General features: G+C 47.4%; 12 protein-coding genes and 1 other RNA gene. 6 read left to right on the top strand and 7 right to left on the bottom strand.

Features of this window, described 5'->3' with window-relative positions; translation table 11 throughout:
- Positions 1-246: 246 nt before the first annotated feature.
- From GY843_RS11590 to GY843_RS11575, 4 genes are read right to left on the bottom strand one after another with little or no spacing between them, the layout of a single operon-like run.
- A complete protein-coding gene (locus GY843_RS11590) occupies positions 247-1,536 on the bottom strand; it encodes an FAD-dependent monooxygenase (protein WP_297309733.1) in 1,290 nt (429 codons plus the stop codon).
- Positions 1,537-1,545: 9 nt separating this feature from the next.
- Positions 1,546-2,793, bottom strand: a complete 1,248-nt coding sequence (gene ubiH / locus GY843_RS11585; protein ID WP_297309731.1) for a 2-octaprenyl-6-methoxyphenyl hydroxylase — start codon at positions 2,791-2,793, stop codon at positions 1,546-1,548.
- Complete coding sequence (gene pepP / locus GY843_RS11580) at positions 2,790-4,106, bottom strand: Xaa-Pro aminopeptidase (protein ID WP_297309729.1); 1,317 nt, start codon at positions 4,104-4,106, stop codon at positions 2,790-2,792. The genes ubiH and pepP overlap by 4 nt, the downstream gene beginning before the upstream one ends.
- Entirely contained in the window at positions 4,106-4,717 is a 612-nt protein-coding gene (locus tag GY843_RS11575) for a UPF0149 family protein (protein WP_297309726.1), read from the bottom strand. Before GY843_RS11575 ends, pepP begins: the two co-directional genes overlap by 1 nt.
- Positions 4,718-4,906: 189 nt before the next feature.
- Between GY843_RS11575 and GY843_RS11570 the strand changes: the two genes are divergently transcribed.
- The 4 genes from GY843_RS11570 (at position 4,907) to GY843_RS11555 (ending at position 6,379) form a co-directional block, all read left to right on the top strand.
- Positions 4,907-5,116 carry a TIGR02449 family protein gene (locus GY843_RS11570; RefSeq protein ID WP_297309724.1) on the top strand — a complete coding sequence of 70 codons (210 nt, stop codon included), beginning with the start codon at positions 4,907-4,909 and terminating at the stop codon, positions 5,114-5,116.
- On the top strand, positions 5,113-5,427 hold the full coding sequence (locus GY843_RS11565; RefSeq protein WP_297309722.1) for a cell division protein ZapA: 315 nt from the start codon (positions 5,113-5,115) through the stop codon (positions 5,425-5,427). Before GY843_RS11570 ends, GY843_RS11565 begins: the two co-directional genes overlap by 4 nt.
- Before the next feature lie 153 nt (positions 5,428-5,580).
- A non-coding RNA gene (gene ssrS / locus GY843_RS11560) (6S RNA) lies at positions 5,581-5,761 on the top strand.
- 9 nt (positions 5,762-5,770) lie between these two features.
- Positions 5,771-6,379 (top strand): 5-formyltetrahydrofolate cyclo-ligase, encoded by a 609-nt coding sequence (locus tag GY843_RS11555; protein ID WP_297309720.1) that lies wholly within the window; start codon positions 5,771-5,773, stop codon positions 6,377-6,379.
- A 16-nt stretch (positions 6,380-6,395) separates the two neighbouring features.
- Here GY843_RS11555 and GY843_RS11550 read toward each other — a convergent pair whose 3' ends face one another.
- Both GY843_RS11550 and GY843_RS11545 read right to left on the bottom strand, forming a co-directional pair.
- Complete coding sequence (locus GY843_RS11550; protein ID WP_297309718.1) at positions 6,396-6,521, bottom strand: hypothetical protein; 126 nt, start codon at positions 6,519-6,521, stop codon at positions 6,396-6,398.
- 211 nt (positions 6,522-6,732) lie between these two features.
- Positions 6,733-7,644 carry an AEC family transporter gene (locus tag GY843_RS11545; protein WP_297309716.1) on the bottom strand — a complete coding sequence of 304 codons (912 nt, stop codon included), beginning with the start codon at positions 7,642-7,644 and terminating at the stop codon, positions 6,733-6,735.
- Between the two features lie 50 nt (positions 7,645-7,694).
- Here GY843_RS11545 and GY843_RS11540 point away from each other — a divergent pair, with 50 nt between their 5' ends.
- Both GY843_RS11540 and GY843_RS11535 read left to right on the top strand, forming a co-directional pair.
- Positions 7,695-8,213 (top strand): ACT domain-containing protein, encoded by a 519-nt coding sequence (locus tag GY843_RS11540; protein WP_297309714.1) that lies wholly within the window; start codon positions 7,695-7,697, stop codon positions 8,211-8,213.
- A 96-nt stretch (positions 8,214-8,309) separates the two neighbouring features.
- Complete coding sequence (locus GY843_RS11535) at positions 8,310-9,932, top strand: diguanylate cyclase (protein ID WP_297309712.1); 1,623 nt, start codon at positions 8,310-8,312, stop codon at positions 9,930-9,932.
- A 46-nt stretch (positions 9,933-9,978) separates the two neighbouring features.
- Here GY843_RS11535 and argH read toward each other — a convergent pair.
- Positions 9,979-11,365, bottom strand: a 1,387-nt coding sequence (gene argH, locus GY843_RS11530; RefSeq protein WP_297309710.1) for an argininosuccinate lyase, incomplete at its 5' end; no start/stop codon positions are given.

The raw sequence follows: 11,365 nt of genomic DNA, 5'->3' as shown, positions 1-11,365 counted from the left end.
TATTTCGTGGCGAAGCTGAGATCAGATATAAAACGAAGAACGGAAACCTGCCCAGATCACCTTTATTTTTGTTCATACATCCGGGTGTAAGAGAAAAAATGCCCGAAAAGTAAAAAAAGGGAAGACAATTTATAGGGATTCGTCTCACAGTTCAATCTTTGAACGATGAAAATGGCTGATACCATAGTATTGAAAGGGTACAGATACGGAATGACTACTCCTCAGCGGTCATCCCGAAGAAGAGCATTACTCTTTGATCGGGCGCTGAGCCAGCGCAGGCAGTTTTCCATTTAACCCCATCGCATCCATCACGATATGGTTTTTAACCGGTGTCAGTTTATCCAGCAGATTCATTCCCATATTGCGAGCCAAGCGGACAAAAGGCTGCGTCTCATTAAACAGACGCTTGAAGCCCTCCATCGCGGCAGACATCTGGATATTGTCATTGCGACGGATACGCTGAAAACGGCGCAGGACCGACTCACTACCAATATCCTCTCCGCGTTTCACAGCATCAGAAAGTGTTTCTGCCAGTTGCGCTGCATCCAGCAGACCAAGGTTTACGCCTTGCCCCGCCAGCGGATGGATCGTGTGAGCTGCATCGCCAATCGCTGCAAAACCGCCCTGGATATAGTGTTTGGCATGACGCTGGCGTAATGGGAAGACAAAACGCTGATCATTCCAGAGAATATCCCCCAGACGATGCTCAAAGGTTTTAGTCAGCTCAGCACAAAATGCTTGATCATCCAACTCCATCAGCGCCTTTGCATGCGCTGGCGAGGTTGACCAGACGATGGAACAGTAACAATCTCCTTCATCACTGCTCAGCGGCAGTAATGCCAAGGGGCCATCTTCAGTAAAACGTTGCCATGCTGTTTTCTGATGGGCATTTTCCGTCTTCACTGTTGTCACTATCGCATGATGACCATAGTCCCACTCCCACATAGGGATACCCGCCATCTGCCGGGTTTTAGACATCGCCCCATCAGAAGCAACCACCAGCTTGGCATGCAGCTCGCGACCATCTGCCAGACTAACGATACGCCCATCCTGTTCTGGAGCTGAGAGTTTTTTGACCTCTACCCCAGTTAACAACTGAATATTCTCATGTGTTTGCAGCGCCTGATAAAGACCCGCTAAGGTAACGCGGTTCTCTACAATATGGCCTAAAGCTGGCTCATGCAGCTCACTGGCAGAAAAATGGATATGACCAGTACCTTCACCATCCCACACATCCATATCAGTGTATGGGCTAAGACGAAACTGTTGCATATGCTGCCAGGCACCTACCGAAGTCAGAATCTGTTGCGATGCACAGGTCAACGCACTGACGCGTGGATCATAACCCTCTGCCTGCTGCTTTTCGACAAACTCACTGAAACCGGAAACATCTCCTTCACGCTGCTCAAGAACCACAATTTCCAGACCTGATGGCGCCAAAGCGGTTGCCAGAGTCACGCCGACCATACCCGCACCAACAATCACAACATCTGCATTAATCTGTTCAGGCTGAAGTTCAGGTTTAAGTTCAGACATGGAAGATCCTTATTTCAGTTCTGGAGCAGGCATATCCAGCCCCATAGCGCTGCGCGCAAATAACGTACGTGCCGGAGGGCATACATCCAGCATCTGCAAACCAAGATTACGACCGACAGAAAGAAGAGGGTTGCGATTCGAAAACAGCTTCATGGTCTGATCGCTAAAACCGATTGTGCGCTGCTGATCGGTTCGCTGTTGATCATAAAATGCCTGCAGCACCTCCAGATCACCCAGATTGATCTTCTTTTTTCTCGCCTTAATTAGTTTATCCGCCAAGGCAACCACACCACGCAAGGCCAGGTTATAGCCCTGACCCGCAATAGGGTGCAGCGCGTGCGCGGCATTACCCAGTACGACCAAACCCTGCCGAACCTGCTCTTCAGCCAAAACCAGTTTCAGGGGATAGGAGTGACGTTCACCCACCTTGGTAAAGTTCCCGGCACGGTAGCCAAAGCGCTCATGCAGGCGTTCGATGAATGCCTGATCATCCAGTGCCATTACCTCACCAATCTGTTCATCCGGCACAGTCCAGACCAGTCCACAACGATGCATCCCACCTTCATCTTCCAGCGGCAGCAACGCCATAGGGCCGGTATCGGTAAAACGCTCATAAGCGATATCCTGATGCGGACGATCAGGGCTGATATTAGCAATCACGGCATGCTGTTCGTAGGTGGTATGAGAGTAACTGATCCCCATACGCTCACGCAGTTCGGAGCGACCGCCATCGGCCATCACTACCAGTTCACAGCTAATCTGATGCTCTTCATCACCTTGACGTAGTGAAACTCCCATCTGCTCAGCACCGTATTCAACATCGATGACTTCGGCAGGGCAGATAAAATCAACGCGCTTCGCATCATCCTGCTGTAGACGATCGAGCAACACTCGTCCCAACCACTGGTTCTCCACCACATAACCCAGCGCAGGCACTTTTTCCTGCTCAGCATGGAGGTGGGTGACACCAAAATGGCCACGATCTGATACATGAATCTGCTTGATAGGAGCCAAATGTTCTTGCAACGTATCCCAGACACCCATGATTTCGTAGATACTACGGCTGCCATAAGCCAATGCAGTCGCACGGGAATCATAGCTGGGCTGATACTGCAGAGAGTCCTGCGTTGGCATAGGGTGGGTTTCCACCACTGCAATATTCAGATCCAGATCTTCACTGGCGGGAAGCAGCGCACAGGCTAAGCTCGCACCAACCATCCCCCCACCAATTACAACAATGTCGTAGTGTTGTTTCATTCTGCAGCCATCAGACGTTCTATTTCTTCAATCTCTTTCGGTACAGCTGCAGTAAGGACTTCGCAGCCGTTTTCTGTAATCAGTACATCATCTTCAATGCGGATGCCAATGCCACGCCAGCATGCATCGACCTTGTCATTATCCGCAGCGATATAGATACCCGGCTCCACAGTCATCACCATACCCGGCTGAAGTGGTCGCCAATCCCCATCCACTTTGTAATCACCTACATCATGGACATCCATACCCAGCCAGTGACCAATTCGGTGCATGTAGAAATCGCGGTAACTACCCGCTTCAATCTCTGCTTCCAGATCACCATTCAGTAATCCCAATTCAATCAAACCTTCCGTCAGGACTCTAACCGATTCATCATGAACATCGTTCCAGAGAACTCCTGGTTTCGCTAGATCGATACAGGCTTTCTGCGCTTTGAGCACCAGCTCATAAATACTTTTCTGTTCCGGACTGAAACAACCATTAACGGGGAAAGTACGGGTAATATCCCCGGCATAACACTCCAGCTCACAGCCCGCATCAATCAGCACCAGATCACCATCCAAAAGCGGCTCACTGTTTTCGATATAGTGCAACACACAAGCATTCGCGCCTCCACCCACGATGGTGGAATATGCCGGCTGACGGCAACCATTCATCGCAAAGTGATGCAATATCTCCGCTTCCAGCTGATACTCCATCACCCCAGGCTTACATACTTGCATAGCCCGTATATGCCCCTGTGCCGATATCTCACCAGCACTGCGCAACATCTGCTTCTCTTCTTCATCTTTAAACAGACGCATCTCATGCAGTAAATGATCCAACATCACTAACTCAGAGGGGGCTACGGCACCCTGACGCGCTTTTGAGCGGATCAGATTCAGCCAATGGCGGATCTGCTGGTCCAGCTCTTCATCCTGCCCGATGGAGTAGTAGATTCGCGACATGCCATCCAACAGTTGCGGTAGAACCTCATCCACTTCACCGATTGTATGCGCCTGATCCATTCCATAATCACTGACAGCTCCTTCAGGGCCGGCACGGTATCCGTTCCAGATCTCCATCAGCTTGTCCCGCTCACGGCAGAACAATACAGCCTGGCCCTCTTTACGCCCAGGTAACAATACCAGCACTGCATCTGGCTCATTGAAGCCAGTCAGGTAGTAGAAATCACTATCCTGGCGAAACGGGTATTCCGCATCATTATTTCGCGTCAGCATCTTTGCCGATGGAATAATCGCAAGACTGTTAGGCTGCATCTGCGCCATCAATTGCTCACGGCGCTCAGAGTATCGTTCCTGGCTAATTTTCATCAGTGCAACCTGTTATTTTCCGGCTGTGATTTGGCGAACTCTTTCTCTTTATCCTCAAGTGCTTTGTTACACTCGGTAAACAGCATGAGTACAGCCATTCGCACATACTCCTGTACTTCCATCAGATCCGCTTCATTCTCATCCAGCTCTTCCAGTTCAGACGAGATCTGCGCGATTTGTCCCAGATCGTTCAGGGTTTCTTTAGCTTCCTGTGATAGCGACTTATCAGTGTGCTTGCCATACAAACCAAAACCACTTAAAAAACTCTGGCACCAGCGGCCTAACGACTCTGCCCGTAGAGAAATCTCGTTGTCATCATCTGGTAGCAACAGCTCGAACTCCAGATCCAGACTTTCCAATGCATTGCAGGTCGCTGTGTATAGATTAACCAGAGTGACTTTACTGCTTTCCTGAGATAATGAATTGATATCCATCAGTTCACAGGCGGTTTGCAGCAATACAGCAGGTTGTAGACGGGCACCAGCAGCCAGATGACCTGCAATCAATCCATGCAGTTCAGCAGGAGAAACAACTTTTACCCCCTCCTCAACAAACATATTGGCGATCAGTTCAAAATCAGGCAGGTCCACAGGTACATTTTCTAAAGACATCAGATATAGATCCAAAAAAGTTACATGCCGTAAATCCTAGCATTTCCCCCCCTCTACTGCGAAGAAATGAGGCATTTAAGCTAAAGAATTTTGCTGCATTCTTGGCACTTTTCAAAAGCTTCATTGACCCTCTGCCAAGCGCTGATTATAGTCCTGAGAACCTTTACGATTCTGGAGTCTCATTTCTGCATGACCGAGCACTACTTTACCGCCCTGGAACAGAAGATTGACCAGCTTCTGGAGCGCTATGCCCAACTGGAGCAGGAAAATAAGCAACTGCGCGAACGCGAACGCCTGTTGAAGGAGGAGCGTGCACAACTCGCACAGCTCAACGAACAGACACAAACCAAGGTCGAAGCGATGATCATGCGCCTTAAATCTCTGGAGCAGAACAAATGAGTCAGTCTGAATCACAAGCAGTATCCATCAAACTGCTTGATAAAGAGTACAGTTTTAACTGCCCTCCTGATGCGGAAGCTGAACTCCTTGCCTCCGCAGATTTTCTCAATGAGAAGATGAAGGAGATCCGAAAATCTGGTCGCGTACTTGGTCTGGAACGTATCGCCGTTATGGCAGCGCTAAATCTTGCCCATGAACTCCTGCAATCAAAACAAAGTCATAACAGCGGTGTTGAAGAACGCTTAAACCATCTGGGTCATAAAATTGATCAGGCGCTACTGGACATGAATCAGCAGAATGAGACGAACTAGCAGAACTGCACAACCTGCTCAGCTTGAGAACTTTTCATAATCGAACAAATCGATTAATAAACAGTCAGTTACAGGCCTCTAAATAAGCTCATTTAGCACAAAGTAATTTATTTTCAAGACCTGACACACCACATAGAAAGCGTATAATAGGGCTATGCCCTGGGGTGTTCGACCGTTGGTTACGTCCCTCGAGCCGATAATCACACTTTTGGAGGTTACTCGTAGTTTCTGGTGTGCATGTCCGATTTAACGGAAAGCCTTATGATTCTCAGTAACCGCCTCCTTGAACCTTCGGGTTCAGGGCCATTACCGACACCGGCACTCTGGGGATCTATTTTCTGCTATGACAACTCAGCAAACTTCTCAGTCGGCTACCCGACAACAACTTCGCAAACAGATTCGTAGTCTGCGTCGTTCGCTCACGCCTGAGCATCAACAACGCGCATCCGAAGATCTACTCCGTAATATACGCCAGCGTCAGGATTTCCGTCGCGCAAAAAACGTCGCGGTATATTTAAGCAGTGATGGCGAGATCAATCCCAAGCCTTTAATCGAGTTATGCTGGAAACTGGGAAAAAGGGTTTATCTACCCGTATTACATCCCCTCTTGCATAACCGACTCTGGTTTGTACCCTATACTCCCCGCACGCAGATGATCCGTAACATTTACAATATTGAAGAACCTAAACTGATCCCTGCACAACGCCGTTCAGCTTGGGCTTTAGACCTGGTATTGCTGCCCTTAGTTGCTTTCGATGCAGAGGGTAATCGCATGGGTATGGGCGGAGGATATTATGACCGCACTTTTAGCTTTAAAAGCTTAAGAAAGGGGATGAAAGGACCGGATCTGATTGGACTGGCCCACGAGATTCAGAAAGTAGATAAATTACCTGTAGAGGGATGGGATATCCCTCTAACTGCAATTGTATCTGATGCTAGAAGTTACCCTTAACAGGGCAACTCAGTTTTTAGCTGTTAAAAACTTGCTCAAACAAAGATGCGAACTGGAAGTCTGCATGTGACACACCAGTCATCACTGACCCGAGCACAAATACCACAACCAACACCATTACAAGATCAGGGCCTTTTTTCATTATTCTGCCTACCTGTTTAACATTGCAGCAAACAAACGCTCGTTTGTATGCCGCCAGCCGCGTAGTTTTCCATATTTCAGATTTTTTGCAAGTACCTAAATAAGCACAGGTAAAAACCATCTACGGATTTTATCGACCAGTTACAGATACATTTTAATAAAATAATCAAAAAAGCGCCAATTAACCCATGATTTATATGATTTTTTACCTCTTAGAGCATCAAAACCAATACAAACGGCATGGAAATCATCGATATCAGTGTTTGACCAGTGATTATTGCCGCCATCATAGGCGCATCGCCTCCTAGCTGCCGAGCAAGAATATATGCGGAAGTTGCTGTAGGTAGGGCAGCATAGAGCAGTATCAACTGGGAGCTAAGCTGATCCATTCCCAGAGCATAAGCAATCCCCCAAGCAAACACCGGCATCACGAGCAGTTTAATCACAGATGAAGCAACCAGTTCCTTACGGCTTTGCAGAAGTACCTTGAAGCTTAGCCCTGCACCGACTGCCAGCAGCCCTAAAGGAAGCGCCATACGACTCAACAACTCAGCCACTGGCTCAATAACTGCCGGCAGCCCTAAACCAGTCTGATTCAAAAGCAAGCCAGTCAAACTGCCAATTATCAGAGGGTTTGTAATAATCGCCTTTACAACCGGAACGACGCCGCTCGCCTTATGCGTAAAAAATGAAAATACTAATACACAACAGAGATTAAGTAGCGGGATCATTAAGGCCATTATTACAGCAGCCACAGCAACACCCTGACTGCCAAACAACGCAGCAGAAGCAGCCAACCCCACATAGGTATTAAAGCGGACAGAGCCCTGATACAAGGAAGTAAAACCTGCAGCATCATCACTGACGACTGGCCTAATCAGAAACGTAATAACACTCCCCAATAACACCAACAAAACAACTGCAAGGCCGATCTCTTCCAGACCCACTGCAGACATATCAGCCAGACTCAGTTTATAAACCAGCAGCACAGGGAAAAGGATAAAATAGGTTGCCTTCTCCGCCTGTACCCAGAAGTCCTCCCCTGGAAAATCACTTCTCTTCGCAAGATAGCCCAACAGAATAAGCGCAAATACTGGCCATAGAGCACTGACTATTTCAGACATAGTGTTATAGTGAACCCATAAGAATTAATGATGTATGGAGTAGAGTCACCATGATGACATCTCTTGTATTAACAGTCATCGGTCCTGATAAACCAGGTCTGGTAGAGATGCTGGCACAGACAATAACCGACAATAAGGGTAACTGGTTGGAGTCTGGCATGTCCCGCCTTGCTGGCAAGTTTGCCGGTATCCTGATCGCTGAAGTTCCTGAAGACAATTGCGAGCAACTGATCTCAGCACTGAACGCACTTGAAACTCAGGGCCTTAAAGTTATCGCAGAGCGTTCAGAAGCACCGACAGGCGCAGCTATTACCCAGAGTATTACTCTGGAACTGATCGGCCACGATAAGCCTGGGATCGTTCGCGATATCTCCAGCGCTCTGGCTAAACGCCATGTTAATGTAGAACGTCTCAGTACTGAGCTGGTTTCCGGCTCCATGTCAGCTGAGCTGTTATTCAAAGCGGACGCGGAGCTAACGGTTCCTGAAGAGCTTGATCTGGATGAACTTCAGGAAGCGCTTGAGAATATCGCCAGCGATCTGATGGTCGACATCACAATTAATTCATAATCGTTAGCTAAAGCACCCTGAATACTCACGGGGTGCTCTTTTGCTTACCCGCTTCTTAAAAACTCCAGCCATTTACAGACCGATGAGAAAGGGATTATGAGTGCAGAGTCTTTATTCAGGCAGATAGAAGAAGCTTTTCTGGTTATAAATCCAGAGCAATCTCAACCTGTATTTTTAAATGAAGCAGCCTGTAAGCTACTTTCCTTAGATAAAGAGCAATTTGTTAACTCTTCTCTATGGCTGCAACAAATACAGCCTTTGATAAAGGGCTCGACACCACCTAAAGAGCATTTTATTTCCTTTCAAGGACGTAATTATCGACTTGGCTTCAGTCAAATACATGATGACCAGTGCAACTCCATTGCAGTTCACCTGAGCGAAGATTCACCTTCAGAAGAAACGCTACATAACTTCTATGATCTTGTTGATAATTTAGGTGCCTATGTCTTCTGTAAAGACACCAATTTCAATTACACCTACGCCAACCAGCAGGTTTGCGAACTTTTCAGTTGCTCACTAGAAGAGATCATTGGTCATAATGATTATAAGTTTTTTGGTGAAAACACAGGTAAAGAGCTCATAGAAACCTATGACAAACCGGTGATTGAGCAAGGGCAAACCCAAAGAAATGAAGAACTACTCTTTGTTGACAGCATCAATGAATATCGACACTACTTATCCGTAAAAAAACCTCTTTTTGACCAAGATGGGAAAGTGCGTGGATTATTCGGCATTTCCACCGACATCACTCAAGAAAAAAAGACACAGACCCAGTTAAGAGAGAGTGAGCTTCGCCTTAGAACCATTTTGGATAACGTTGGTGCTTACATCTACATCAAGGACAAAGATCGTAGATTCAAGTACATCAATAAGATGACTGAAGAGTTATTTCAGAGAAAAAGCGAAGAGATTGTAGGGCTAAATAACTTTGATCTTCTGGGCCCTGAACAAGGTGAAGAGTTTGATCAAACCGATCGAAAAGTCTTTGAACTAGGCAAGAAAGTCACATGCCTAGAAACCTTCACGACTCCTGACGATATCCTCTACTACTGGTCGGTCAAAATCCCACTGCAAAGTGAACAGGGAGAGATCGACCATTATATTGGGATTTCAACTGACATTACGGACCAAAAACGTCTGGAACAGACAGTACGAGAATCCCATCAGGAACTGGAACTTCGGCTAGAAGAGATCAAGAAACTTAAAGATGAACTGCAAACTCAGGCCACCCATGATTCGTTAACAGGCTTGTACAACCGTCGCTACCTGGAAGATCACTCCCCACTCAGCTTCACAGACCCTAGTCGCGGCACCACCAGTTTGCTAATGGTTGATATCGATAATTTTAAATCTATCAACGATACCTATGGCCACGGCATAGGTGACAAAGCCCTAAAGTTACTCGCCGACACCTTAAGTGCAGAGTGCAGAAGTAATGACCTTATTTGCCGCTATGGAGGCGATGAGTTTATCGTTATCCTTCCAAATACCCCTCAAGACTCTGCTTTAATGAAGGCAGAATGGATACGAAAAAACTTCCAACTCAACACACCAGACACTCTGGCAAAGATAAAGCAAATCAGCATATCCATTGGTATTGCGACTTCACCTGATAATGCTGACTGTTTTGAAAAGCTATACAACGCAGCAGACAAGGCACTTTACGCAGCTAAGAAGAAGGGCCGTAACTGCTGTGTAACTGCATCTGAAAGCCAATAAAAAATGCGCCATAAGGCGCATTTTTACTCTGAACACAACGTTCCAATTAACCGCGTTGATCCAGCTTAGCCTGTCCGCGCTTAACCGCAGCACGCACCTGATTCGGAGCAGTGCCACCAATATGATCTCGGGCCGCAACAGATCCTTCCAAGGTCAGCACTTCAAATACATCCTGTTCAATGTTATCGGAGAACTGCACCAGCTCTTCCAGGCTCATCTCACCCAGATCTTTGTTCTGCTCAATACCATACGCAACAGATTTACCCACTACTTCGTGCGCATCACGGAAAGGCATGCCTTTACGTACCAGATAGTCTGCCAAGTCAGTTGCTGTAGAGAAACCACGCAGAGCAGCTTCGCGCATACTCTCTTTCTTAGATTCCAGAGCCGGAACCATATCTGCAAATGCACGCAGACAACCTTTTACAGTGTCAATCGCATCAAATAGTGGCTCTTTGTCTTCCTGATTGTCTTTGTTGTACGCCAGAGGCTGAGACTTCATCAGTGTTAGCAAGCTCATCAGGTGACCGTATACACGGCCTGACTTACCACGTACCAGCTCAGGCACATCCGGGTTTTTCTTCTGCGGCATGATGGAAGAACCAGTACAGAAACGATCCGGCAGGTTGATGAAATCGAACTGTGCAGAGGTCCACAGCACCAACTCTTCAGACATACGGGTCAGATGCATCAGCAGGATACTAGACGCAGAGCAGAATTCGATTGCGAAGTCGCGATCAGAAACCGCATCCAGAGAGTTCTCCGCAGGCGCATTAAATTCCAGCAACTCACAAGTGTAATCACGTTGAATTGGGTACGTAGTACCCGCCAGAGCAGCCGCGCCCAAAGGCATAATATTGGCACGCTCACGGCAATCTTCGAAACGACCGAAGTCACGGGACAGCATCTCAAACCAAGCCAACAGATGGTGACCAAATGTTACCGGCTGAGCTGTCTGAAGATGGGTAAAGCCCGGCATGATAGTATCCGCTTCCTGTTCTGCAAGGCCCAGAAGCCCTTGCTGCAGGCGAGTAATCTCTGCCAGAACAAGATCGATCTCATCACGCAGATAAAGACGGATATCAGTTGCTACCTGGTCGTTACGAGAACGGCCTGTATGAAGTTTTTTACCGGTAATACCGATCTTCTTGGTCAGAGCCGCTTCGATGTTCATATGCACATCTTCCAGCTCTACAGACCATTCAAACTCTCCACGTTCGATCTCAACGCGGATCTCACCCAGACCACGGATAATGTCATCACGTTCCGGCTCAGTCAGTACGCCTGCTTTAGTCAGCATTTTGGCATGAGCAATAGAGCCACGAATATCCTGCAGATACATACGCTGATCAAACTCTACAGATGCAGTGAAACGAGCCACAAATGCATCGGTTGGTTCATTAAAACGACCACCCCACTGCTGGTTGGTTTTA

Origin of the sequence: Neptuniibacter sp., assembly GCF_024231755.1 — a bacterium.
Lineage (GTDB): Bacteria > Pseudomonadota > Gammaproteobacteria > Pseudomonadales > Balneatricaceae > Neptuniibacter.
This window is presented reverse-complemented; position numbering and strand designations above follow the sequence as displayed.

Coding starts and splice junctions, on each gene's coding strand:
- GY843_RS11590 (WP_297309733.1), bottom strand. CDS start 1,536: ATGTCTGAACTTAAACCTGAACTTCAGCCTGAACAGATTAATGCAGAT.
- ubiH (WP_297309731.1), bottom strand. CDS start 2,793: ATGAAACAACACTACGACATTGTTGTAATTGGTGGGGGGATGGTTGGT.
- pepP (WP_297309729.1), bottom strand. CDS start 4,106: ATGAAAATTAGCCAGGAACGATACTCTGAGCGCCGTGAGCAATTGATG.
- GY843_RS11575 (WP_297309726.1), bottom strand. CDS start 4,717: ATGTCTTTAGAAAATGTACCTGTGGACCTGCCTGATTTTGAACTGATC.
- GY843_RS11570 (WP_297309724.1), top strand. CDS start 4,907: ATGACCGAGCACTACTTTACCGCCCTGGAACAGAAGATTGACCAGCTT.
- GY843_RS11565 (WP_297309722.1), top strand. CDS start 5,113: ATGAGTCAGTCTGAATCACAAGCAGTATCCATCAAACTGCTTGATAAA.
- GY843_RS11555 (WP_297309720.1), top strand. CDS start 5,771: ATGACAACTCAGCAAACTTCTCAGTCGGCTACCCGACAACAACTTCGC.
- GY843_RS11550 (WP_297309718.1), bottom strand. CDS start 6,521: ATGAAAAAAGGCCCTGATCTTGTAATGGTGTTGGTTGTGGTATTTGTG.
- GY843_RS11545 (WP_297309716.1), bottom strand. CDS start 7,644: ATGTCTGAAATAGTCAGTGCTCTATGGCCAGTATTTGCGCTTATTCTG.
- GY843_RS11540 (WP_297309714.1), top strand. CDS start 7,695: ATGATGACATCTCTTGTATTAACAGTCATCGGTCCTGATAAACCAGGT.
- GY843_RS11535 (WP_297309712.1), top strand. CDS start 8,310: ATGAGTGCAGAGTCTTTATTCAGGCAGATAGAAGAAGCTTTTCTGGTT.